The 23088-nt window shown below is 42.8% G+C and carries 28 protein-coding genes; 12 read left to right on the forward strand and 16 right to left on the reverse strand.

The genetic code is table 11. The features are described from left to right. Positions 1-122: 122 nt before the first annotated feature. Complete coding sequence (locus CRO04_RS13990; RefSeq protein ID WP_242974494.1) at positions 123-1088, forward strand: glycoside hydrolase family 43 protein; 966 nt, start codon at positions 123-125, stop codon at positions 1086-1088. Between the two features lie 76 nt (positions 1089-1164). Further along, positions 1165-1335, forward strand: coding sequence for a DUF1540 domain-containing protein (locus CRO04_RS13995; protein ID WP_097004871.1), 171 nt, complete (start codon positions 1165-1167; stop codon positions 1333-1335). Between the two features lie 99 nt (positions 1336-1434). On the opposite strand, the gene glyA is transcribed toward CRO04_RS13995, so the two are convergent. The 6 genes from glyA to CRO04_RS14025 form a co-directional block, all read right to left on the reverse strand. Then, on the reverse strand, positions 1435-2685 hold the full coding sequence (gene glyA / locus CRO04_RS14000; RefSeq protein WP_097004907.1) for a serine hydroxymethyltransferase: 1251 nt from the start codon (positions 2683-2685) through the stop codon (positions 1435-1437). A gap of 70 nt (positions 2686-2755) precedes the next feature. Continuing rightward, positions 2756-3883 (reverse strand): Gfo/Idh/MocA family protein, encoded by a 1128-nt coding sequence (locus CRO04_RS14005; RefSeq protein WP_097004872.1) that lies wholly within the window; start codon positions 3881-3883, stop codon positions 2756-2758. Positions 3884-3906: 23 nt separating this feature from the next. Continuing rightward, positions 3907-5619: a single-stranded-DNA-specific exonuclease RecJ gene (recJ, locus tag CRO04_RS14010; protein WP_097004873.1), complete on the reverse strand. Its 1713-nt coding sequence runs from the start codon at positions 5617-5619 to the stop codon at positions 3907-3909. Further along, entirely contained in the window at positions 5579-6694 is a 1116-nt protein-coding gene (locus tag CRO04_RS14015; protein WP_242974495.1) for an MCP four helix bundle domain-containing protein, read from the reverse strand. The genes recJ and CRO04_RS14015 overlap by 41 nt, the downstream gene beginning before the upstream one ends. Next, positions 6672-7442, reverse strand: coding sequence for a M48 family metallopeptidase (locus CRO04_RS14020; RefSeq protein ID WP_242974496.1), 771 nt, complete (start codon positions 7440-7442; stop codon positions 6672-6674). Before CRO04_RS14020 ends, CRO04_RS14015 begins: the two co-directional genes overlap by 23 nt. A gap of 114 nt (positions 7443-7556) precedes the next feature. Then, entirely contained in the window at positions 7557-8180 is a 624-nt protein-coding gene (locus tag CRO04_RS14025; RefSeq protein ID WP_097004909.1) for a cyclic nucleotide-binding domain-containing protein, read from the reverse strand. 77 nt (positions 8181-8257) lie between these two features. Here CRO04_RS14025 and CRO04_RS14030 point away from each other — a divergent pair, with 77 nt between their 5' ends. After that, positions 8258-8896: a YczE/YyaS/YitT family protein gene (locus CRO04_RS14030; protein WP_097004875.1), complete on the forward strand. Its 639-nt coding sequence runs from the start codon at positions 8258-8260 to the stop codon at positions 8894-8896. 4 nt (positions 8897-8900) lie between these two features. Continuing rightward, on the forward strand, positions 8901-9572 hold the full coding sequence (locus CRO04_RS14035; RefSeq protein WP_097004876.1) for a YjjG family noncanonical pyrimidine nucleotidase: 672 nt from the start codon (positions 8901-8903) through the stop codon (positions 9570-9572). A 4-nt stretch (positions 9573-9576) separates the two neighbouring features. Here the strand turns inward: CRO04_RS14035 and CRO04_RS14040 are convergent, their stop codons facing one another. The 10 genes from CRO04_RS14040 to CRO04_RS14085 form a co-directional block, all read right to left on the reverse strand. Further along, entirely contained in the window at positions 9577-10422 is an 846-nt protein-coding gene (locus tag CRO04_RS14040) for a serine hydrolase (protein WP_097004877.1), read from the reverse strand. A gap of 21 nt (positions 10423-10443) precedes the next feature. Continuing rightward, positions 10444-11334, reverse strand: a complete 891-nt coding sequence (locus CRO04_RS14045; RefSeq protein WP_097004878.1) for a C40 family peptidase — start codon at positions 11332-11334, stop codon at positions 10444-10446. Positions 11335-11401: 67 nt separating this feature from the next. Beyond that, complete coding sequence (locus CRO04_RS14050; RefSeq protein ID WP_097004879.1) at positions 11402-12346, reverse strand: ATP-binding cassette domain-containing protein; 945 nt, start codon at positions 12344-12346, stop codon at positions 11402-11404. Further along, on the reverse strand, positions 12346-13398 hold the full coding sequence (locus CRO04_RS14055) for an ABC transporter ATP-binding protein (protein WP_097004880.1): 1053 nt from the start codon (positions 13396-13398) through the stop codon (positions 12346-12348). Before CRO04_RS14055 ends, CRO04_RS14050 begins: the two co-directional genes overlap by 1 nt. An 11-nt stretch (positions 13399-13409) precedes the next feature. Beyond that, complete coding sequence (locus CRO04_RS14060; RefSeq protein WP_097004881.1) at positions 13410-14396, reverse strand: ABC transporter permease; 987 nt, start codon at positions 14394-14396, stop codon at positions 13410-13412. Next, the gene (locus tag CRO04_RS14065) at positions 14393-15334 is read right to left on the reverse strand and encodes an ABC transporter permease (RefSeq protein WP_097004882.1); all 942 of its coding nucleotides are present in this window, start codon (positions 15332-15334) and stop codon (positions 14393-14395) included. Before CRO04_RS14065 ends, CRO04_RS14060 begins: the two co-directional genes overlap by 4 nt. A 16-nt stretch (positions 15335-15350) precedes the next feature. After that, positions 15351-17285: a peptide ABC transporter substrate-binding protein gene (locus CRO04_RS14070; protein WP_097004883.1), complete on the reverse strand. Its 1935-nt coding sequence runs from the start codon at positions 17283-17285 to the stop codon at positions 15351-15353. Positions 17286-17329: 44 nt separating this feature from the next. Continuing rightward, on the reverse strand, positions 17330-18406 hold the full coding sequence (locus tag CRO04_RS14075; RefSeq protein WP_097004884.1) for a dipeptide epimerase: 1077 nt from the start codon (positions 18404-18406) through the stop codon (positions 17330-17332). A gap of 13 nt (positions 18407-18419) precedes the next feature. Then, on the reverse strand, positions 18420-19205 hold the full coding sequence (locus tag CRO04_RS14080) for a serine hydrolase (protein ID WP_097004885.1): 786 nt from the start codon (positions 19203-19205) through the stop codon (positions 18420-18422). 355 nt (positions 19206-19560) lie between these two features. Beyond that, entirely contained in the window at positions 19561-19911 is a 351-nt protein-coding gene (locus CRO04_RS14085; protein WP_166432563.1) for a helix-turn-helix domain-containing protein, read from the reverse strand. A gap of 299 nt (positions 19912-20210) precedes the next feature. On the opposite strand from CRO04_RS14085, the gene CRO04_RS14090 reads away from it, so the two are divergent. The 8 genes from CRO04_RS14090 to CRO04_RS14120 all read left to right on the forward strand — a co-directional run. After that, positions 20211-20501, forward strand: a complete 291-nt coding sequence (locus CRO04_RS14090) for a hypothetical protein (protein WP_097004887.1) — start codon at positions 20211-20213, stop codon at positions 20499-20501. After that, positions 20498-20773: a hypothetical protein gene (locus tag CRO04_RS14095; protein ID WP_097004888.1), complete on the forward strand. Its 276-nt coding sequence runs from the start codon at positions 20498-20500 to the stop codon at positions 20771-20773. Before CRO04_RS14090 ends, CRO04_RS14095 begins: the two co-directional genes overlap by 4 nt. 77 nt (positions 20774-20850) lie before the next feature. Beyond that, a complete protein-coding gene (locus CRO04_RS14100; RefSeq protein WP_097004889.1) occupies positions 20851-21078 on the forward strand; it encodes a hypothetical protein in 228 nt (75 codons plus the stop codon). A gap of 418 nt (positions 21079-21496) precedes the next feature. Further along, positions 21497-21865, forward strand: coding sequence for a hypothetical protein (locus tag CRO04_RS14105; RefSeq protein ID WP_097004890.1), 369 nt, complete (start codon positions 21497-21499; stop codon positions 21863-21865). Next, positions 21865-22050 carry a hypothetical protein gene (locus tag CRO04_RS14110; RefSeq protein ID WP_097004891.1) on the forward strand — a complete coding sequence of 62 codons (186 nt, stop codon included), beginning with the start codon at positions 21865-21867 and terminating at the stop codon, positions 22048-22050. The genes CRO04_RS14105 and CRO04_RS14110 overlap by 1 nt, the downstream gene beginning before the upstream one ends. Then, a complete protein-coding gene (locus CRO04_RS27050; protein ID WP_278321370.1) occupies positions 22043-22165 on the forward strand; it encodes a hypothetical protein in 123 nt (40 codons plus the stop codon). Before CRO04_RS14110 ends, CRO04_RS27050 begins: the two co-directional genes overlap by 8 nt. A 13-nt stretch (positions 22166-22178) precedes the next feature. Beyond that, the gene (locus CRO04_RS14115; RefSeq protein ID WP_097004892.1) at positions 22179-22439 is read left to right on the forward strand and encodes a hypothetical protein; all 261 of its coding nucleotides are present in this window, start codon (positions 22179-22181) and stop codon (positions 22437-22439) included. Positions 22440-22582: 143 nt separating this feature from the next. Further along, on the forward strand, positions 22583-23088 hold a 506-nt coding region (locus CRO04_RS14120; RefSeq protein WP_141400986.1), incomplete at its 3' end, for a hypothetical protein.

Consider the following 23088-nt stretch of genomic DNA (forward strand, 5'->3'; position numbering starts at 1 on the left):
TACCACTTATAATATGCAATATATTTATTAAAATCACCAAAAAAGTATACCATACTCCGTCAGGGTTTGACAATATTATTTTCAGAATCAACAACTTGTTCCACTGCTCAGCAAGTGGTAAGATGGAAAAAAAGAAAGGATCAATGAAGATGCAGGCATATTTATTTGTACATTTTAAAGAAAAGACAGATCCGGATGGAGAAGCCGTTTATTTCTCCATCAGTGAAGATGGATTTCACTGGCAGGAGATAAATAATGGCCGTCCCATTCTTACCAGTACCATCGGAGAACAGGGCGTACGTGATTTTACCATCTGCCGGACGAAAGAAGGAATTTATTACATACTTGCAACTGACTTGAGTCTTGCAAGAAACTTTAAGACAAAATATGAAGGAAGCTGGGACAAAATAAGCCGGGAAGGCAGCAGAAACTTAGTGCTCTGGGAATCAAAAGACTTAATTCACTGGTCCGATCCCCGCCTTATTCAGATGGGAGAGGAACCCTTTGGCTGTGTCTGGGCTCCCGATATCATCTATGATGATAAGACAGAGGAGTATCTCATCCACTGGTCCTCTTCCCACCCTTTGAACCAATACGGACCGAAAAAAATTTATTACAGCAGAACCAGGGATTTTTTAAACTTTACCAGCCCGGAAGTCTTATATGAGAAGGATGGCAGTGATATCATTGATTCCGCTCTCTATAAAGATGACAACCGCTTTTATCTCTTTGTAAAAAGTGATAAAAATCCGGCCTCTATATTACTGCTTGAGTCTCAGACCATTACGGGACCATTTACCATCATCCCACAATTCAGTGAAGAAATGAAAAAACTGGAACAGGGGCAATACGAAGCCCCTACTGCAATCCGCCTGGAAGATGGCCGCTGGTGTCTGTTCCTTGATTACTATGGCACAAAGATCAAAAAAGAGCAGGGATACGTTCCCTTTATTGCTGAAACAATCTCCTCCGGACGTTTTATCCGGTCAGATCAATCCTTTTCATTTCCTTACGGATTTAAACACGGCACGGTCTTTGCACTGAACCAGGAGGAATACTGCAGACTGAAAAATGCTGATTTTAAGTAAGAAAAAATTGGTATAATAAATCAGCTAAAAACGTTTACAATAATAGATGCAACAACCAATAAAGGAGGGTTCATCGATGTTAGTAAACGGAAAAAACGAATGTATCCAATGTACTATTGATAATTGCGCCTATCATGCCAAAAGTGAAGACTACTGCACACTGGATCGAATCAAAGTAGGGACTCATGAGCAGAATCCTACAAAGAAAGAGTGCACAGACTGCGAATCATTTAAAAACCAGGCATAAAAGCCAGTTCTAATTTCCTCCTGACATGCAGAAAGAAATTCACATTTTTTCTGCATATGAAAAAAGCTGTTGCACCCCACGTGCAGCAGCTTTCTATGATTAATTATTGTAAAGCGGATATTTATCACAGATCTTTGTCACTTCGCTTCTGATGCTATCGGCCTTATTTTCAAAGTCGGTTGCCGCAAGCCAGATGCACTCTGCAATCTTATCCATATCTTCTTCTTTTAATCCCCTTGAAGTAACAGCAGGAGTACCTACACGAACACCGGAAGTGACAAATGGACTTCTTGGGTCATTGGGCACCGCATTCTTATTCAGGGTAATAAATACTTCATCGCAGCGGTTCTGGAGTTCTTTTCCGGTAACTTCCATGCCTCTTAAGTCAATCAGCATCAGATGATTGTCTGTTCCCTCCGTGAGAATATGAAATCCCTGCTTCACCAGTGCAGCAGCAAGTGCCTTTGCATTCTTAACCACCTGCTCCTGATATACCTTAAACTCAGGCTTTAAGGCTTCTCCAAAGCATACTGCCTTTCCGGCAATTACATGCTCCAGGGGTCCGCCCTGGGTTCCCGGGAATATTGCTTTATTAAAGTTAAACTTATCAGCAGCTTCCTGGTTAGCCAGAATCATACCGCCTCTGGGTCCTCTTAATGTTTTATGAGTAGTCGTTGTAACCACATCTGCATAAGGAATGGGACTCTGATGAAGTCCTGCTGCAACCAGACCTGCAATGTGAGCCATATCCACCATTAAATAAGCTCCTGCTTTATCTGCAACCTCTCTGAACCGCTTAAAGTCAATGGTTCTGCCATACGCACTTGCTCCCGCTACGATCAGTTTTGGTTTATGCTCCATAGCAAGACGCTCCATCTCATCGTAATCAAGGAATCCATCATCCTTAACTCCGTAAGGAACAATATTAAAATACAGACCGGAAAAGTTTACAGGGCTTCCATGAGTTAAATGACCGCCGTGATTTAAGTTCATACCCATAACTGTATCGCCAGGATTTAACATGGCAAGAAAAACTGCCATATTGGCCTGGGCTCCTGAATGGGGCTGAACATTTGCATAATCACAGCCAAACAGTTTTTTGGCACGCTCGATGGCAATGCTTTCCACAACATCCACCTCTTCACATCCGCCGTAATAACGCTTACCAGGATAACCTTCTGCATATTTATTTGTAAGTACAGTACCCATCGCCATCATAACCGGTTCTGAAACAATGTTCTCGGATGCGATTAATTCTAAGTTTCTTCTCTGTCGTGCGCACTCCTTTTCTATGGCTTCTCCTACTTCTTTATCAAAGCCGGTGATAAACTTCATTACATCATTTACCATGTCCATTCCCTCACTTTTCCTCTTGAATCGTTACTCTTTAGCATTTTGGTAGATTATATAGCAAACTTCCTTAAAATGTCAAGGCTTTCTCATCCTCTTCCTTCTGCGTCAGCAGCTTTTCATAAAGGTCTTCATCGATGGGATAGGAAATTTTCTTTTCCAGCCAGGAGGAAAGATACGCCCCGTTAGCCATCATAAGTGTCCGGAGTCCATCTTCACCCGGAGTCATTAATTTTGCACCAAAACGGAGATGATCGGAAAAATTCTGAAAAATCAGGCGGTATTCCTCTCCGTTATGATCTTCTGTTTCCAGTGAGCTGCAAACAGAAGATAGCTTTCCAAACGGATCCTGATTCGTCCGTGCAAATTCCTCCGTAGAGACTACGTTTTCGTCAAAAATCAATTCCACTCCGTCTGAAACGGTCAGTCTGCCCTTTGAACCCCAGATCTCAAGGCGGTTGGTTCCAGGATTTTCTCCTGTAGAACTAATCAAGGTCCCACGCAATCCATTCTTATAAAAGAATTGAAGATCAAAACTGTCATCCACTGCAATGGGATTATATTTTCCATAATCAATGGAAGCATATACCTCATCAGGCATTCCAAAAAGCCACTGCCAGACATCCAGAAAATGCTGGCACTGGTTGATTAAAAGACCGCCGTGCTCTCCCCTCCAGGTACTTCTCCATGGAGCACTGTTATGGTAAGCAGGGGTACGGTACCAGGTATTGCATACCCACACAGCCCTGGTTATTCTCCCCAGACCGCCACTTCTCAGGAACTCTCCGGCTGACAGATAACCGCCTTTCATCCGGGTGTTAAATATCATCCCAAGACTTATCCCACAATTTTGGGCTTCTCTTACCATCACGCCTGCCTCTTTTGCCGAAACTCCCAGAGGCTTGTCCATAAGAATATGCTTCCCTGTCTCCGCCGCCATCAGTCCGATGGGTACATGGGTATCGTGAGGAGTTACGATCACTACAGCATCAAACGTATCTTTGGCTGCAAATACCGCATCTGTATCAGAAAAGATGTTTACATCCGGATACTGATTCTTAATCTCCTCCTGACCCTTTAAGTTCCGGCAGCAGATTCCCGCCAGAACCATTCCGGTGACCTTCCCATCTGCCAGCATCCGTGCATATTTCTTTCCCATTCCCCCAAAGCCGATTATAACAGTTCTTATAGTCTCCATGCCACTCTCCTTATTACATCTGTTTAACTTATGATCCTGTAATTCCTGATCACGATCTGCAGCGATTTATTTCCATTGTATTCATTGACTGCAGGGTAATAGATCACATCAAGCTGGCGGCTGTTTCCAAGTTCATTTACAAATCTGTCTCCATCCTCAAACAAAAGACCATCCATGGGTGTTCCATTCTCTGTAGCCAGAGAAAATTTCACCACATTCCGGTTCTTGCCAAGAACACGTACACTGCGTATGTATAGATCCTTCTGGGCAAAGAGAGGTTTTTCATTTCCCTGTCCATAAGGCTCCAGCAAATCCAGTTCCTCAATCAAAGGCTCACTTATGTATTCAAGAGGCATCGGTACATCAATCCACACCTTCTTTACAAAATCATCTTCCGTCAGGTCTGCATGCTGGTTCAGCGCTCTGCGCAGCTTATCCACATTCTCCTTAAGCAGAGACAGTCCTGCTGCCATGGGATGTCCTCCGAATTTCAGGAGAAGTTCCTTTACCTCCATCAGCGCATCGAACATATGATAGGACTCAATGGAACGGCCGGATCCCTTTACCTGCTCTTCTCCATCAGTCAGCACAAAAGCAGGCTTCTGATACCGCTCCCGTAATCTGCCTGCTATGATTCCGGCAAGTGACTCATGACAGTCCGGCAGATACACCACCAAAACCTTATCCTTTAAGAATTGCTCTTCCACCAGCTTTACCGCCTCATCTGTACCCTCTTTTGTCATATCCTTTCTCTGGTCGTTGAGATCCTTTAATTCAACAGCCATTCGGTCCGCTTCTTCCTCATCCTGGCACAAAAGCAGAGAAAGCGCCAGTTTGGCTGTCATCAGACGACCGCCTGCATTCAGACAGGGACCGATGACAAAGCCAATCTGATACGCCGTAATATGATCCTTATCCAGGTTATTCTTCTCTATAAGTTTTAACAGCCCCAGGCTTTGCGTGGTTCCAATGCGCTTTAAGCCTTCCTTCACAATAATCCGGTTTTCATCCTGAAGCTTCATCACATCTCCGACCGTAGCGATGGCCGCAAACTCCACCATATTAAGCCATTTCTCTTCCGATATATTAAAAGCCTCATACAAGGCCTGTATCAGCTTAAATGCCACCATAGCGCCGCAGATCTCAGGAAACGGATAACTGCAGGACTCCTGCTTTGGATTTACAATGGCGTCTCCCGGAGGCAGAACTTCCTTTCCCTCCTCTTTTCTGATATCATGATGATCGGTTACAATTACAGTCATTCCAAGCTCTTTGGCAAGGGTTATCTGTTCAACTGCAGCAATTCCGTTATCACAGGTTATAATCGTATCAATACCATCATCATAAGCCGCCCTGATTATGGATTCATTAATTCCATACCCATCCTTAATCCTGTCTGGAATCTCATAATCCACTACTGCTCCTGTTTCTTTCAATGCCTGATATAACAGATACGTAGAGCAGACTCCGTCTATATCATAATCTCCCACGATTCTGACCGGTTTTTTCTGACCGATCTTCTCTTTTAAGATCCGGACTGCCAGTTCCATATCCTTTAGCAGGTGCGGACTGTATAGATCATTCAGTCCCCCTCTTAAATACTTCTCCACTGCTTCCGGTCCTAATACCTCCCTGTTCCTGATGATCCTTGCGGTTACGGGAGATATATGATGAAGTTTCGACATTTCATTAAAATCAGCCCTTTTCGTCTGAAGCATCCATTTTTCTGCCGCCATCTTTTTTAATCTCCTTAACTACACACACTTCTGCTGCCCTTCCTTTTAATACCTTCATCTCTCTTAACTTTCTGATCCCTTTGATTTCCCGAATGCCCTTGTTCTCAATCAGGCCACTCTTCTGCGGCTCTTCCTTGCGCTTCTTCGCAGCAGACAGGCGGTTCATCAGGCTGGTTATAGAATAAAGTATGGGAGCAAAATCTCCCCGATAGGCTTTTTCACATGTGGATTTCACTTCAAAATTCTCACTGCCAATCTCCTGAAACAGATATTTCTCATCATCGATGATGCTTTTTAACCGGTCAATCAGCTCATTGACCGAATTTGTGAGTATGCCAATCTCATCCATGGACCGGTAGGTCAGATATACATCAAGATTTCCATCTGCCATTCTCCTGGTTCCTTCCACAAGATCCTTTACCGGTTTATCAATCGCTATAATGATATAAATGACAAGAAGTGAAATCAAAAATCCCACCACACCCACGCTGATGACTTTCATTCTGGCAAGACGCCCATATAAATGATCTGCCTCAATACTGGCTGCCTCTGATCCTTTTCTGTTATAATCCACTACCTCTAAAAATCCGCTTCTTGCTCGGTTATACAGCTTGCTGGATTCACCCGTAATAATTTTGAAGGCATCTGATGAATCATTATCCCGGCTGGTCAAAAGAAGGCTGTCACTGCATTCTATATATTCCTTCCAGTTTTCTTTTGCCTGCGCCATCAGCTTCCGGTCCTCTTCATCAGCGGTATAATTCTGATACCGGGTAAATGACTGTTCCATATCAGTCCTTATATCAGCCATCTCCTTCTCAAGCTGAGATTTGTTTTCCCAATTGGTGGTAATAACATGGTTGTATTCCTTAAGACGGTAATCTGAAGTCTTGGTATTTAATTCCTCAGCAATAATGATGGCCGGCACCCAGGACTGGGAAATCAACGTACTGGCCTGATTGATTTTGCTTGCCGTAATTACAGATTCTGTACCGATAAATAACAGACCCAGAATGCTGATTCCCCCCAATAAAAGCAGTTTTGTTTTTATTTTAATATTTCTGATAGATTTCATTTTCATATTCCCTTAATTTCTTCCTCCTGAACCGGTAATCCGGTATTTCTTGTTCCACAACTGACCAAAATTCCTTCGAATGATTCATATAAAACCGATGGGCCAGCTCATGTACTACCACATAATCTGCCAGATCTTCCGGCAGCAGAACCAGCCTCCAGTTGAAATTTAAATTTCCTTTTCCACTGCAGCTTCCCCACCTGGTCGCCTGGTCCCGAATAGCAATCCTGCCATAATCCGTGTTCATAATCCGCGACCACACAGCCGTTTTCTCTTCTAAGTACTGCCTCGCCCGCTGCCGGTACCAGTGCTTTATCACAGCTTTAACCGTATCCTCCCCCTCCTTAGTTTCTTCAAGGCTTACAGAACCGGTGAGCAGTAAGCCATCGGGTGCCTCTTTTACCAGAATTCCCTTTCGCTTAAAATCAGGCAGAATATGAAGCGTAAGCATTTCCCCAAAAAGCAGCAGAGCACTCCCATCTGTCCAGGAGAGCTGCTGCTGCCGGTCCGACAAGACCTTCACCTTCTGCACTGCCTGATACACCCAGCTGCTGTTTTTTGCAATCAGCTGGTGTCCGAGGCGGTAAGGTGCAGACAAAGGAAGTCTTACTATTACTTCACCAGTTTTTAAAATCTGCAAAGCCATGGATTTCCTGTTGGATTTCACAATCCGGTAGCTGCAAAAAGTACCATCTTCCATGGGCAGAGTTCCAGTACTCCTTCTATCTTCATTATGTTCCTCTTCCATATATACAATTCCAATCTTTTTTCTTTTCTTTCCCGGGCTTAAACCTGTATTATTAATTATAGCGAAAAATGGAAAAGGAAACAATAGGAAATTAACAGCCGTCATCCTGCAATACTATTCGGATCGTTCCGCAATTTCTCTCAGTTTCCCGAAATCAGCAATAATATACCCTTTCTCCTTTTTCATAATTCCCTCATCACAGAATTTTTTCATAACAAACAGAATATGGCGGTAGCTGACATTCATGTACTCTGAAACATCTGTATGTGATATCCCATATACCCCTCCTTTGTGGTGGGAAAGTATAAAAGAAGCAAACCTTTTTTCCAGAGAATAATTTAAATATTCACTAAGCCGGAAACTTCTGGCCATCAGTTTGCTGGAAATATAGGAGGCAAAATAGAAGGATATGCTTCCATCCTTTTTGCACATCTGCCTGATCTTACTTATATCAAACTCCAGACAGGATATCTCATCTACCACCCTGTTCTCTTTTGTAAAATCCTCATTGCAGAATACGGAAAGCTCGCCCAGCCAGTCTTGCCTTCCTGCGAAATCCAGAATCGACCGCCGCCCGTTTTCGTGATCGATATATATTTTTACCACTCCGGACCGGATATAATAACAGTGGGTAATGGACTCCCCCGCCTTAAATATATTGCTGCCTTTTAAAAACCGTCTTTCCTGCCCCATTCTTAATAAGCCTTCAGGGATCTCACACGTTACAAATTGTTTCATTTTAAATACCTCTGATATGATAATTCTCATAGTAGGTTATCCAGTAACTATGGTATCATAATCCCGAGGTGAAAACAATGACGAAGAAAAACACAGTATTAACTGCCTGGTCTGTCCTGGCCTTTGTATTCTTTGGTTTCGGGATATCCCTGCAGTTAAAAGCAGCCATCGGCCAGAGCGTTTTAAATGCCCTGGCAGTTACACTTTCCTTCCTGATTCCATGGAAGGTCGGTACGATACTAAACATAATCAATACCATTTTTTTTGTAAGCTATTTACTTTTTAAACGTTCCAGATTAAACTATAAGGACATCATTCAGATTATTGCTACCATAGCCAACGGGATTATTATAAACTTCTTTTTATATCAGATCCTGTCCGGTTTTACGGCTGAAAGCTATCTTTTCCGGCTGATACTTTACATAGCCGGCCTGATTATCGCTAACGTAAGCCTGGGCGCAGTCCTTGCAATTGGAATTATAAACTTCCCGTTAGAAAGTCTCTGCCTGACCATATCGGAAGTGTACCACAGGAAATTCACGGCTGTCCGTATGAGCTTTGACGTAATCTTTCTTGCCGTTACAATTGGCCTTACTCTATGGGCACATACCCCTTTACAGATCCGGGAAGGAACCATAATCAGCGTTCTGCTCCTTTCCCCTCTGCTGGGCATCTGTTACGGCTTTTTCAAAAAACACTGGAATATGGAGGACTAGATACATGTACCAAACATACCTAATCGATATTGACAACACAATCCTGGATTTTGATGCTGCAGAAGAACGGAGCTTCCAGAATGTTTTAGAATCCTACAACATTCCATTTGAACACAGCATGCTGGGTGAATATAAGAAGATAAACAGGCACCTCTGGGATCTGCTGGAACAGGCGAAAATCAGCAGGGAAGAAGTGTTTCAAACACGGTTTTCCCTGTATTTTAAAACTCTGAACCAGGAGATAGACGGAATCGAGGCTGAATCCCGCTACCGCAGCTTTCTTGGCAGCAGTCCAAAGCTGATCCCTCATGCGAAAGATACACTGATACAATTAAAAAATATGGGAAAAAGGCTCTACACCGCTTCCAATGGAGTCTATTCCACTCAGATCACCAGACTGAAGCAGGCTGGGATCCACGACCTGTTTGACGGCATGTTTATCTCTGAACAGGTAGGAAGCGAAAAACCTTCTCTCCACTTTTTCAAACACTGCTTCGACCATATTCCGGATTTTCATCAGGAAGAGACCATCATGGTGGGTGACAGTTTAAGTTCTGACATCCAGGGTGCTGTGAATGCAGGAATCGACTCCTGTCTCTTTATCCGTACAGATTCCTTCGTGGAATCCGCCGCAACTCACACCATTCATGACCTTTCAAAGCTTTTAAGCCTGTAGTTTTTTACAAGCAGAATCTTCCTTCCAGTGCAAGGAACTGATCCAATACCATCCGGCTTACCCTGGCACCGAACACCGTAGCCGGATGCGCCGGATAATACATGGCATCAGAGAATTCCTTATGAAACATTACAATCACATAAGGTCCGTACGGAGTAAATACGATACCACCATCATTGCGGCAGGCATCCATGCTACCGCTTTTGGAAGCGACGGTAATCAATATCTCATCCGTATTGTCACTGTCCATATAAACCGGAGGAAAATCCTTTGTAATCATGCTGTTGTAATGCTGTTTTTTTAATATTTCCAGCATTGCAGCATCAGCCTCAGGACTGATCAGCTCTCCTTTTACCAGTCTTGTAAAAATACTCCCATAATCCCTGGGCGTAGTGGTTCCCAATCTCCGGTACTGGTCAAAATGAATGGGATTGTAAAGAACCGTATCGCTGCACCCCAGCTCTTTTATGCAGCGGTTAATGGTATCCAGCCCCAGATAATCAATCATCATATTTGTGGCAACGTTATCACTGACGATAATCATAAAAACAGCCGCATCCTTTACCCGCAAGACAGCCCCAGGCTCAAGAGCTGCCAGCACTCCGCTCCCATCCACCACATGCTCTTCCTTATATTTTATCAGGTCTTCCAGGCTTTTGTTTCCTTTTTCCACTTCATCAAACAGGCAGGCGAGAATAAAGGGTTTTATAGTACTGGCAGTCTCATACTTTTCATCCTGTCCCAAAGCGATTTCATTACCATGAAAATCATTTAAATAGACTCCCATCCTGCCATCGTAGCTCATTATCTCCGCCTTTATTCTTTTTTCTAATGTAAATCTTAAATCCATACCTTCCTCCGTTTCATTCCCTCAGAATATACTGCCCGAAGCATACCAGCTCCTTGTAAGATCATCCCGGTAATCCGCTGCATCCGTATTTAAACTGTTAATCACCACTCCGCTGTTTCCGATCTTTCCCGTAGAATGAATATACCTTCCATCTCCTATATACATGGCGATATGTCCGGGAAAATACATCAGGTCTCCAGGAAGCATTTCTTCCTTTGGAATTTCCCGGACCGGAAATCCCGGCTGGATCTTCGCATCCCGGAATATAATGATCCCGCTTAGCAGATAGCTTTCCGAAGCCAGTCCGGAACAGTCAATCCCCAGCGATGTTCTTCCTCCCCAACGGTACTGTGTCCCTAAATACTGCATTGCATTCTCCACAACTGCCTTACGAAATTCCCTTTCATCCACAATTTCTTTCTGTGGAAGCTCTCCCGTCCACAATCCGCTCTGAGAATATTCTTTCGGGCGCAGGTACTGATTTCTCATAAATCCCCTCTGCCCGTCAAATAACTCCACCAGTGCCCATCCAGGTTCCATGGATTCAAACTCTATGACCTTTATAAGTGCGCCCCTGGGGACACTCATAATTCTTACGCCCTGAATCTTTGGAATCGACATGAGGTCCACGAATTCTCCATTAGTCACCATAAGGCCCCCTTCTTCCCATTTCATCAGCGAAGAAAGACTGGTCAGCTCCACATCCTCTTTTCTTACATAGCCCGGATATTGATAGGCTGTCATAACCGGATAAAACCCCATTTCTTCTTCCCCACTGATCCGGAGCCCCATTCCATAGATTCCTTCATCTGCAATGGAAGAAATTATTTTTCTGTCCCTGTTTTCTTTTATTTCCTCCGGCCGGTCCCATATGGAAATTACCGGCTTTCTGATCACTGCAAACTGTTTCATCGCTGCCTCCTTTCATTATAAAGAACCGGACATGGAAGACAAAAGCAGCGGACATTTCCGCTGCCTTTTATCCGTTTTGTCTCGACTTGTATAATCTCTTATATTCTTCTGCCTCTTTTTTATTCGCCAGCACAAAATGATCCTTTCTGATTTCCTGCCAGAAAGGCTGATCTGTCGTATAATCATGCATAGAAGGATCATAAACCATCAGTTTCTTATTCCGTTCATGTTTTGGATCCGGCATGGGAATGGCTGAGAGCAGCGCCCTGGTATACGGGTGAATGGCATGGGTGATTAGTTCTTCCGTCTCAGCCATCTCCACGATCTCACCTTTCCGGATCACAGCAATCCGATCTGTAATAAAACGCATGACCGATATATCATGGGCAATAAACAAATAGGTGATCTGACGCTCCTTCTGCATTCTTGCAAGAAGGTTAAGAACCTGCGCCCGTACGGACACATCAAGAGCAGAGATTGGTTCATCTGCAATAATAAACTCAGGTTTCATAATCAGAGATCTGGCAATACCAATCCGCTGTCTCTGGCCTCCTGAAAATTCATGAGGGAACCGGTTTGCAAACTCCGGGAGAAGTCCCACATCAAGCAGCGCCTGATTCACCCTTTTTTTTCTCTCCTGCTCCGAAAAATTTTTTTCAATATTCATTAAACCTTCACTGACAATATAATCCACCTTGGCTCTCTCATTCAGTGATGCCTGGGGATCCTGAAAAATCATCTGAATTTCCTGTATTACCTTACGGTCCAGTTCTCCTGATATTTCTCCGTTTATCTTTTGACCCTTATAGAGAATTTCTCCCCCTGAAGTTTTAATAATTCGCATGACAGCCCTGCCAATGGTGGTTTTTCCAGAACCGGATTCCCCCACCAGTCCAAAGGTCTCCCCTTTATAAATCTTAAAATTCACTCCTTTAACCGCCTGATATTTCTTTCTCCGTTCGCCGAAGGTCACATTAAGATCCTTTACTTCCAATAATACTTCCCGCTTCATCAGAACAGACCTCCCTCTCTGATTATTTTTAATACCTGGGGCGGATCCACCTTCGGTGCTCTTTCATCAAGCAGCCATGTTTTCGCCTTATGAGTAGGGGAAATACTGAAATATGGAGGACTCTTCACAAAATCTATTTTAAGCGCCTGTGGATTTCTGGGAGCAAATGCATCCCCTTTTATTTCTGTATAAAGGTTGGGCGGCGTCCCGGCTATAGAGAATAAATCTTCTCCTTTTATCCCTATCTGAGGCAAAGAAGAAAGAAGCGCCCAGGTATAAGGGTGCCGTGCATCATAAAAGATTTCTTCACAGGTTCCAATCTCCACAATATCCCCGGCATACATCACAGCAACTCTGTCAGCTATATTGGCTACCACTCCCAGATCGTGGGTAATCAGTATAACAGAAAGCTTATATTTAAACCGCAGTTCCTTTATCAGCGCAAGAATCTGTGCCTGTATGGTCACATCAAGAGCCGTTGTGGGCTCATCGCAGATAAGAATCTGTGGATTGCAGGCAATTGCTATGGCAATTACCACACGCTGGCGCATTCCCCCAGAAAATTCATGGGGATACTGGTTAAAACGTTTCTCTGGATCCTGAATTCCCACATCAGTAAGATACTGAAGCATCCGCTTTTTTGCCTCAGCCCGGCTTCCCTTCTGATGGAGGAGGACAGCCTCCATAATCTGCGCTCCAATGGTTTTTAACGGATTTAAACTGGTCATGGGATCCTGCATAATCATGGCAATTTCGTGCCCTCGAAGCTTTAACCAGTCTTTTTCTTTCTTAATTCCCGTAAGCTCTACCGCAGTTTTGTTGTCAGAACCATAATAAACCGCCGTTCCGCCGCTGACACAGCCATTTTTATCCAGAAGTCCCATAAATGATTTTGTAAAAACCGATTTACCACTGCCCGATTCCCCTACAACTGCCAGGATCTCCCCTTTATAAAGCTCCAGCGAAACTCCCCGGATGGCACGAAGCTCTTTGCCGCTCAATTCAAAGGTAATATTAAGATCTCTAACCTCTAATATCGTCTCACGTTTCATAGACCGCCTCCCTATATGTGATTCTTCGGATCGGCGGCATCAGAAAACGCATTGCCGATGATATAGAATGAAATAGTTACAAAGGAAAGAATAATCGTAGGATAAATCAGCTGATAGCGGAGAGCCGGACTGGTAATGAGCACCCTGCCTTCATTGATTAAGTTGCCAAGGCTTGGAATATTAACCGGAAGTCCCAGACCGATATAGGTAATAAACACTTCATTTCCAATGGCAGCAGGAATAGTAAGTGCCATACGAAGCATAATCACAGAAACCAGATAAGGCAGAAGATTTTTTACAATAATTCTGGCTGCCGGTGTCCCAAGACAACGGCTTGCCACATTATAATCCCTGTCTCTGATTATCAGTATCTGATTACGTATAAATCTTGCCATCTGAATCCATCCCGTAAGACACATAGCAAAGATCAGCGTCTTTACGCTGGGCTTTAATATGTAAGAAATCAAAATTAATATGATGGTATTGGGGATATTATCAATAATATTATAAATCTCAGTCAGAATAAAGTCTGCCTTCCTGACATAGCCCCAGATAACTCCTACTGTAATTCCAATCACAGCCTCCGCCAGAGCCACCGATAAGCCGATCAGCAAAGACGTCCTTGTACCTGACCAGATCCGTGCCCATAAATCCTGGCCGATGGAATTGGTTCCCAGAATGAACTGTTTCCCCGGCGGAACATTGCGAAACTGAATACCGCTGGCATCATTGATGATCAGGTTGGGATCATACTGCCCCGGAAGATACGGCTGAACAAACGTAAATGCCAGAAGCAGCATTAACACCACAAGTAACGCAAAGGCCATGCGGTTTTTCAAAAAAGCATGAAGGGTACTGTTCCAGTAAGAATAATTACTAAAGCCCGTTTTCTCAGTCTCGTCCTCATTATATCCCCCAAATGTAAACAGCTCCGCTTCCTGCATATTGTGGATGAGTTCCGTTTCTTTTGTATGCCGGTAAGAAAATTGCTTCATCATCTGTCACCTGCTTTCCTGCCAAGACTGATTCTGGGATCCAGCATCACCATCATAAGATCCCCAAGAAGCAGTCCCAGTACACCCACACAGGCATACAAAAGGACAATTCCCTGTACCATAGCATTGTCATGCTTCTTAATCACTGTCACCAGCAGGCCTCCCATCCCTGGAATGCTGTACAGAGATTCTATATAAATCGACCCGATCACAGTATTTAAAAATGCAGTAGGAATATATTGGACAAGGGGAACAAATGCATTGCGGAAAATATGTCTGAACATGACCTTTCCCTCAGACAGTCCCTTTGCCTTAGCTAATTTCACATAATCTTTATTACTTTCATCAATCATATACCTTCTCAGCCACATCCCATAAAATGCAATATTCCCCAGAGACATTGAGATTACCGGCAGAATCCAGTATTTGGGATCATCAATTTCAAACAGCAGACTAACATGAAAAAGCTGAGTCCCATACAGCTGAATATAAAGGAAATAGACTGCAGCCGGAACCGCCTGAATGCAAACGATAAAAAATGTGCTGATTTTGTCAAACAAACGGTGTTGATACCTCGCCATGAAAGCTCCCATGGGAAGTCCTGCAAAAAGCGACACGATCATAGACCAGATCCCCAGTTTAATGGATACAGGAACCTTATCCGCCAGAATATCAGATACCGGAACATTGGACCGGTAGATACGGGAAATACCCAGATCTCCACGAATCAGGTCCTTAAAGAAGTGGACAATCTGAAGGGGAAGGGGATCGGATAATCCCATTTCCTTCAGACCCACTTCAATCTGCTGAGGTGTCATTTTATCAAAGTTCTGAAAATAACCTTCTATAGGCATGAGTCGGAGAAGACAGAAAACAGCGGTCAGAATAATGAGCAGCGTAAGAAATGAGCGTGCTATTCTTTTACTTAAGTATTGTAACATCAGTTGTCAGACTCCTTTATTTTTCACTTGCATCCCTGTTTGCCTTATACTCATCCATGGAGATAAAATGATCCTTTAAATGCTGTCCTTTATACCGGAGATTGGACACTCCAAAAGGTGCATACTGCCCTTCAAATACATCCAGTTTATTGGCCAGATACTTACTGACTGAAATACTGAACGGAACCACAAATGCATGATCAACCAGACTTGCCTCTGCCTTTGCAAATGCCTCATATCTGGCATTAATATCCACTTTTATTTCTTTCGCCTGATCTACAAGCGTAAAATACTCCAGAGCCGCATTGGAAGAAGGAGTTCCATCTTCGATTGCTTTTGCAATATTCCCATATTTATAGCCCAGTTCATATCCGCTTTCTCCCTTTTTCTGATAAAACGGATCTGTCCAGGTCTCCGGATCTGCATAATCCGCACCCCAGTTGCATTTCATAAATGCAAACTTACCGTTTCTGCGGACCTCGGTTAAAAATGCATCTGCAGGACCTGCTTCCACAATAATATCAATAAAATCATTGCCAAGAAGGCTTTCCATCTGCTGTTCCACTACCTGGCACTCTTTATCCCAGTTTACTTCAGAAGGATTATATGGCATCAGAACTTTAACAGGAAATGTAACACCGGAGGCTGACAGCTCTTTCTTTGCCAGATCCCTGTATTCTTTAGCCTTCTTCTCGTCAAACGTCTGCGTTAAGTCTGCCATATCTCCAACTTTTGTATAATCTGTACCTTCTGCATTAAACGTAAATTCCGGCGGAGTAATGGAGTTAATGACAAAATCATCGGGAGAAGACGACTCTAAAACTGCAACTTCTTTGGTCTTGTTAAGAGCAGATGACAACGCTTTGCGGAAGTTTACATTATTCACTGCCTTCTTCCAGTTCTCCGGCTCATACTGGGCATCAAACTGGGGATTAAAATTAAAGCAGTAGAAATAGGAATAGCTGGTTTTCGGTCTTTCCCTGCTGATTAAATTCTTTGTATCTTCACTGCTCAGCCAATCATCCAGAATATCAGAAGAGAGTTCTGCGTAATCCACCTCGCCTCTTTTTACCATTTCAGGCCCGATTGTATTGTATTCCGCATTATAAATCTCCTGAATCTCATCAATATAAACCAGAGACGCATCATAGTTCAATGAATTTTTCTTAAAAACATGTTTCTCCTGAGGTGAAAATTCCTCCAGATAGTAAGCGCCATTATAATACATCTTATCTGCTGCTGTTGCAAAATCCTTCCCCAATTCTTCCAGCTGGGGACCATAAGCCGGCATATAAACCACATAAACCAGAGAAGATAAAAAATAAGGAACCTCCTTCTCCAGCGTATAGGTAAGGGTATGTTCATCAACTGCCTTCACACCAACCTGGGAAAAATCAACCGGCTGCCATACCGTTCCATCCTTATCCGCACCACCGTTATACACCAGTCCGTTATAGTAACTCTCAGCATTGGCAATGATACCAAATAAATTCTGTACATTAGCACTTTCGTTTTCAGGCGTCAGCTGATATTTCATTGCATCCACAAAATCCTGGGCAGTCACATCTCCAGCCTCTTTGCCAGTATTGTCAACCCATTTGGCATCTCTTAAATGAAAGGTCCAGGTAAGTGAAGCCTCGTCATAAGTCCATTCTGTTGCCAGTCCCGGTTTAATCTGCCCCTTATTATCATATTCCACCAGAGTATCAACGACATTTGCTCCGATTTTATGACTCACTTCTGCTGAAGAAGTGAGATAGTTCAGCGTTTCTGCTTCTGCTCCATAAAGCTTTTTATAAACTGCCGGCTCTGAACTTCCTTCTGTCTTTGTTCCATCTTTTGTATTTCCTGTACTGTTCTCAGAAGTTTTTTTGCCTCCACAGCCACTGAGTACAGTTGCTGTTGCAAGAACCACACAGAGAATACTGGCTGTTACTCTTTTTTTCTTCATAATTTTCCTCCATTATTTTATTTCTACATCAGGGTGAAGTATACTCACTGGTTCATTCCTATAATCCCCAGTCCAGGCTCCCTATTCATTATAATTCTTGGGCCCAAAAAGGATGGACCTCCAGTATACGGGTCCACACTGCATAAAGATGGACCGTCTAAATCCGCCCTGGTAATAATACCTTTTGCAGCTGCCAGATGAGCTGCAGCACTGACCGCAATCTTACTTTCCAACATACATCCTACCATACACTCCACTCCCCAGCATTCTGCTATAGCGCAGATTTTTAAAGCTTCATAAATCCCCCCTGATTTCATCAGTTTTATGTTAATTAAATCTGCCGCCCGCTCTCGGATAATATGTATGGCATCCAATGCAGAAAACACGCTCTCATCTGCCAGAATGGGAGTATCTACCTGACTGGTTACCTGCCTCATCCCTTCAAAATCATGCGCATTTACAGGCTGTTCCACCAGATCCATATCAATCCCCATATCCTCCAGCTTTCGTATGATTCTCACCGCATCTTTTGCTGTCCAGCCCTGATTTGCATCAATTCTAAGCTTGATATGGGGGCCTACAGCCTGACGAATGGCTTTGATCCGCTCCACATCCTTTTGTCCTTCCTTACCAACCTTAATCTTTAGTATCCGAAACCCCTGCTGAATAGCGAGAAGACTGTCTTTTACCATTTCCTCTGTCTCGTTAACGCTGATGGTTAAATCCGTTTCAATCTCTCCTTTACTTCCTCCCAGTACTTTATAAAGCGGTTTCCCACAGGACTTTGCAAACAGATCATAAACGGCCATATCCACCGCCGCTTTTGCTGATGTATTCTTAACCATGGATGTCTGAATTTTTCCCATTATCCCTTCCAGATTCTCTATCTCCATCCCAATTAATCCCGGAGCTATAAACTCCTCAATGGCACAGCGGACTGAGTCTTTTGTCTCTCCCGTAATTACTGCCGTAGGCGGCGCTTCCCCATATCCGATCTGACCATCATCTGTGGTGATTCTGATCACAATATCATTCACACTGTTTACAGTCCTAAGGGCTGTTTTAAATGGAGTTACAAGAGGAATGTTCACTTCTGCTGTTTCTATCTTTGCAATTTTCATTCCCAATTCCTTTCTACAATGTCAATCCATTTACCTCACTGTATAATTGCAGCGACAATTCTCCCATGATTCGCTCAAATGCAGGAGTATCTGTTTCATTCCCGCAGAAGCACAACAGAAGCGGTACCTTTCCATAAACAATACCGACATCATGTGTTATTCCCCGGTCCTCTCCTGTCTTATGGGCTATTTCCGGTTTTTCTTCCAAAGCCTGAAGGTAAAATGGAATCTTACTGCGAAGCTGCTGATTCTTTAAAATCGAGATCATCTGTCTGCTTGCCGTATCGCTGACCAGTTCTCCCCGATGCATCATCTTAAGTAAACGTCCTGCCTCGGACGCCGTTATATAATTCTGAATCCCCTGTCTCGATTTTTCCAGATCAAACATCTTTCTGTTAAGGCAGGTCCTTTCAAATCCAAGAGAAGCAATATACTGATTAATTTCCTCTATCCCAAACAAGTCAATCAGAACATTCGTAGCCGTGTTATCACTGAATATAATCATAAGTGTTACCAAATCCAAAGCCGTTACACGGATTTCTTCGTGAAGATAGGTAAGTGCACCACAGGATGGAACACAATCTTTTTTGTGTATGGACAACGAAAAATCCTTCATCAGCTTCCCCGTATCAAACTGATGAAATGCAAATGCCATAACAAACAGCTTTATCACACTGGCTGCCATCTGCGGCTGGTCTTCTCTGTATCCAATGTGCTCACCTGTTTCCAGATTTTCATAAAGAAAGCTTATTTTTCCAGAAAGCTGGTTCAATTTTCTGGTTATTACCTCCTGTGTCATTGTGTAAAACTCCTGTCTGCCTGAACAGTTTATATAAAAAAAGAGGCACTGCACCCATTGTTGCCAGCTACCTCGTTGCACCTGATTCAGACTTTGATATTAAATTTTCTAATCATCATTTACTATTTAGTATAATAAATTCTGGAAAAAAATCAAGCAATAAATAAATTTTATGGTAGAACATGCCAAAAAAGGCATCTACACTTTCGTGTAGATGCCTTTTCCTTACGTGCGTGAGAAGATTCGAACTCCCGACACCTTGGTCCGTAGCTACTTATATCGATTATTAATGAAATATATAATATAGGTAAGAACTCGACACCTTTGTTAAATTTTCTATCTATGACGGTTTTTTTTAACCAGTTCGAGAGGGTGATGACTTTTCCTGTTCTATCTCAACGGCTATTTCTACATCCAATATTTTTTTTATAGCTATTTGAATCCCTGGGTCAGCTTTTCTGTATGCAAGAACAATTTTTTCTTCATCTTTGTTTATGCTTATATTATTTTCTTTGTCTATGCCTAATAAATAATCAGCTGATACTTCAAGATAATGTACTATTTCTGTTAATTTTTCAATAGATGGTGTTTTATTCTGCTTCCATGCTGTAAACGTAGAGGTTCCATAGCCCAAATCTTTGCATAGCTTATACGCTGTTATGTTCTTTTCTTTCATGACTTCTTGTAATCTATCAATAAATTCCATTTTTATCTCCATATTTTGAGTTGTTTTCATTGACTATTCCACTATATTGAGCTATAATTAAAAAAGTAGAAACCCGACATATTTGCACTCTTAAAATTGCAAGTGTGTCCGTTCTACAGAAACACCATAAAAGGTGCCATTCTACACCGGGTGTTAATGGCAGGAACCGGAAACTTGCTTATAAAATATGTATCTCACCAGTTCATATTTTAGCATGTTTCTCGGCTCCTGTAAACACAGTAACTTATTAATGATGTGTTTGCGACAGGCTTTTATACCCGTCGCGGATAGGAGGTCAAATGAGTTATCGGCTCAATCTAAGCAAATCTAAGATGTACGCACTTATGAGTGCAGTCAACAGCAATCTTCCAGAGTTGCAAAAATGCGATTTTAGTTATCATAGTTTCCGCTACTGGATGTCATATCAGCACCCGGCTACTGGCAACTATATCCGTGTATCCGTTACCCCCCTCTTAGGGGACACAATCATCTGTTTTCGGAATGAATCAAAAGGCACCGATTATCAGATTGAACATTTCAGCATTCAGTACTTGATGGATCATGGAATGCTTCGGGAGGTGTCCGCATGAGTGTTCCAAAAAGTGTAAGGGTTCCGGAAGAGATTTATGATTACATCAACAGTTATTCAGGGGAAGGGTTCAACCAAAAGTTTGTTAATATTATTCGGGATGCCAGAGATACTGAACCAGAAAGAAATGAAACGCTTGATCGACTTAACAAGCAAATTTCCCAACGGGAGAAGTATCTTAAGGATACTGCAAAACGGTTAGATAAATTAGCATCTGAATTAAGATCATTATCCTTTGACATAACGTATATCCGAAGTCACCATATCGTTTAAATCTGTATCTCAAAACCGCTTCATTAACCAGGCTGCAGCTACGGTAAGTGAGATACATAGAAAGGGGGGATTCATCAGTGGAACGATACACGGAAGATATGAAGATCTGGTTACTCGCTCTGGCACAAAGGGATTTAAGTGACAAAGAGATCTTAAAAGGATTTATTAAATACTATGTTTTATATGACTTTGGTATTGATCAGGTCGTTAGTGATATTGTTTACCATACCATGTATGGAACGGCTGGTGTTATGAATGCTAAAGAAAGCATTACCAGAGTTTTAAACCAAACGATTCAAGGGTAAATAAAACGCACCTTGAAAACCCGGGCCGGGTTTTGGTTTAAGCCTGGCCCAAATTACTGACCTGGCGGTAAGACCTCCCCCCTCGCCGCCAGGCCAGGCTCCCAGCGCAGGCGTAGCCATTGCGCTGGGAGCTTACAACAGCTTACGCAAGCCAGTACTTCAACTTACACCAGGTTGACACAATCTCCCCTTTTTTCCTTGATTACCGCCCCGCCTGGCTCTGTATCGGGTATCCGATACGGTAGCTTGGCAATTTGGGGGCATCGCCGGGGGGCCCAAATTGCTCGGTCAATACCTAACTATCAGGCTTTGGCCCGGTTACTCTCCCGGATTTGAAACTTTGCAATATATTAAATATGTCATATTAATTGCGGATCGCCTTTTAAGGCTGTCTAAGACGAAAGGAAGGTATATTTTTATGAAAATGCAGATTATTTTACTCTATGCTGGTCAGTATGATATGACCGACGATTCAGGAAAACGTGTTCAAGGTACCTCTGTCAATTATTACTTTAATACAGATTTGGTGGCTGAGGATAATGTAAACGGCACCAAAGGAACTCGCCCCGCTAAATCCTCCTGTGATTTTCAGGTAATGGGGAAAATCAAGAGGGCCCCTGCTCTCTATGATGCAGAATTTAGCATGTCCATCGGTAGTGATGGAAAGCCAGTCCTTAAGATCATTGATCTTGATTATATTTCCGACGTACAGATCACTCCGGTTCCTGACAGTCAGTTTAACGCAAAACAGGAACCAGATCAGAAGCCTGATAAGAAGGTGAGCTGATGATTCTTTCTACATCATCGGAAGCTGATTTTGATACAGAGATTGGGGAAGCCTATACCCTTGAAGATGGGGAAGAGAACATTTCAGCAGTTTCCCCTGACCATGATTTTGCAATCGTTGTTTTATTGTTTTTAGGCGTTCTGATCGGTGTTTGTCTGATAGGCAGGAGGCGCTGGCATGATTGAAACCTACATAGCAGTATGTTCCGGTGGTATTTGTATCGGAATCATTTTAAAACTGATTGTCGAACTGATTTTCTATGTAATTAGCTCCCTACTGGGGTTAATGATAAAATCTTAAAGGAGGATATTTTATGACTAACAAAATTCAGGAAAATGCACGAAGGATTGGACTTGTTGCTCTCCCGGTTGCGGTATCAATGGCTTCTGCCGTTCCAGCTTATGCAGCGGAAGGTACTGTTGATATCACCGGAATTATGACAACTGCATTTACCAGTGTGCAAGGTGACATGCTAGCTACGATTGCCGCAGCTCTCCCGATTGCTTTAGTTGTTGTGGGTGCTGGAATGGCAGTCAGATTCGGAATTAAGTTTTTCCGGCAGATCGCAAAATAAAGATCAATGTCACGGCAGATCAGGAAGGGCACGCCCTGCCCTTCCTTTTTTGTACAAATTTTTATTGTATCTCACTTCCTTTCCCGATCGAAGCTGCTCCGGTTCTCTTTTGGGAAAATTTGAGATATTAGAAAGGAGCTTTTATGTGTAAGATAAAACGGTTTTTCTGTTTAAGCCTTGCTGTTTTCCTACTGGTCTTTACTCCTGCTACTGATTATCTTGGTGCCAGATATGTCTATGGCTCCGGTGTTTTAACTGCTGTTGATTATGTATGGACGATCTTAATGTCCGCTGTTGGTGTTGATGTCTCCACGAAAAATCTAGATTCCGTTATTTCTGATATTGGAGACTTTGTGAAAGTAGATACCAAATACCTTACTGCTTATAAAGCTATGGCTGAATTCTCTTATGGGTCTGTCGTTAAGTTGGGACAGGAAACCATTGATATGGTTAAGGACTATTTTAAAACCAAAAGCGGTTATGGAACCAATACCGGAATCAGCAAACTACAGATCGGAGCTGATAATTCATTTGAAAACTCCTACTCTTACAATATGGGAGTTGACTTAGCAAAGTTTAACCCTGCTTTGTCGGCAGATGATTTCTATTTTTCCTATGACCATTCAAGCGACACTGTGATTCGCCATAC

This window comes from Lacrimispora amygdalina (genome assembly GCF_900205965.1).
GTDB lineage: Bacteria > Bacillota > Clostridia > Lachnospirales > Lachnospiraceae > Lacrimispora > Lacrimispora amygdalina_A.

Coding starts and splice junctions, on each gene's coding strand:
- CRO04_RS14095 (WP_097004888.1), top strand. CDS start 20,498: ATGAGTGTTCCAAAAAGTGTAAGGGTTCCGGAAGAGATTTATGATTAC.
- CRO04_RS14090 (WP_097004887.1), top strand. CDS start 20,211: ATGAGTTATCGGCTCAATCTAAGCAAATCTAAGATGTACGCACTTATG.
- CRO04_RS14045 (WP_097004878.1), bottom strand. CDS start 11,334: ATGAAACAGTTTGCAGTGATCAGAAAGCCGGTAATTTCCATATGGGAC.
- CRO04_RS14060 (WP_097004881.1), bottom strand. CDS start 14,396: ATGATGAAGCAATTTTCTTACCGGCATACAAAAGAAACGGAACTCATC.
- CRO04_RS14080 (WP_097004885.1), bottom strand. CDS start 19,205: ATGACACAGGAGGTAATAACCAGAAAATTGAACCAGCTTTCTGGAAAA.
- CRO04_RS14050 (WP_097004879.1), bottom strand. CDS start 12,346: ATGAAGCGGGAAGTATTATTGGAAGTAAAGGATCTTAATGTGACCTTC.
- CRO04_RS13995 (WP_097004871.1), top strand. CDS start 1,165: ATGTTAGTAAACGGAAAAAACGAATGTATCCAATGTACTATTGATAAT.
- CRO04_RS14035 (WP_097004876.1), top strand. CDS start 8,901: ATGTACCAAACATACCTAATCGATATTGACAACACAATCCTGGATTTT.
- CRO04_RS14015 (WP_242974495.1), bottom strand. CDS start 6,694: ATGAAATCTATCAGAAATATTAAAATAAAAACAAAACTGCTTTTATTG.
- CRO04_RS14115 (WP_097004892.1), top strand. CDS start 22,179: ATGACTAACAAAATTCAGGAAAATGCACGAAGGATTGGACTTGTTGCT.
- CRO04_RS27050 (WP_278321370.1), top strand. CDS start 22,043: ATGATTGAAACCTACATAGCAGTATGTTCCGGTGGTATTTGTATCGGA.
- CRO04_RS14065 (WP_097004882.1), bottom strand. CDS start 15,334: ATGTTACAATACTTAAGTAAAAGAATAGCACGCTCATTTCTTACGCTG.
- CRO04_RS14110 (WP_097004891.1), top strand. CDS start 21,865: ATGATTCTTTCTACATCATCGGAAGCTGATTTTGATACAGAGATTGGG.
- CRO04_RS14005 (WP_097004872.1), bottom strand. CDS start 3,883: ATGGAGACTATAAGAACTGTTATAATCGGCTTTGGGGGAATGGGAAAG.
- CRO04_RS13990 (WP_242974494.1), top strand. CDS start 123: ATGGAAAAAAAGAAAGGATCAATGAAGATGCAGGCATATTTATTTGTA.
- CRO04_RS14105 (WP_097004890.1), top strand. CDS start 21,497: ATGAAAATGCAGATTATTTTACTCTATGCTGGTCAGTATGATATGACC.
- recJ (WP_097004873.1), bottom strand. CDS start 5,619: ATGGCGGCAGAAAAATGGATGCTTCAGACGAAAAGGGCTGATTTTAAT.
- CRO04_RS14040 (WP_097004877.1), bottom strand. CDS start 10,422: ATGGATTTAAGATTTACATTAGAAAAAAGAATAAAGGCGGAGATAATG.
- CRO04_RS14025 (WP_097004909.1), bottom strand. CDS start 8,180: ATGAAACAATTTGTAACGTGTGAGATCCCTGAAGGCTTATTAAGAATG.
- CRO04_RS14085 (WP_166432563.1), bottom strand. CDS start 19,911: ATGGAATTTATTGATAGATTACAAGAAGTCATGAAAGAAAAGAACATA.
- glyA (WP_097004907.1), bottom strand. CDS start 2,685: ATGGTAAATGATGTAATGAAGTTTATCACCGGCTTTGATAAAGAAGTA.
- CRO04_RS14020 (WP_242974496.1), bottom strand. CDS start 7,442: ATGGAAGAGGAACATAATGAAGATAGAAGGAGTACTGGAACTCTGCCC.
- CRO04_RS14030 (WP_097004875.1), top strand. CDS start 8,258: ATGACGAAGAAAAACACAGTATTAACTGCCTGGTCTGTCCTGGCCTTT.
- CRO04_RS14055 (WP_097004880.1), bottom strand. CDS start 13,398: ATGAAACGTGAGACGATATTAGAGGTTAGAGATCTTAATATTACCTTT.
- CRO04_RS14075 (WP_097004884.1), bottom strand. CDS start 18,406: ATGAAAATTGCAAAGATAGAAACAGCAGAAGTGAACATTCCTCTTGTA.
- CRO04_RS14070 (WP_097004883.1), bottom strand. CDS start 17,285: ATGAAGAAAAAAAGAGTAACAGCCAGTATTCTCTGTGTGGTTCTTGCA.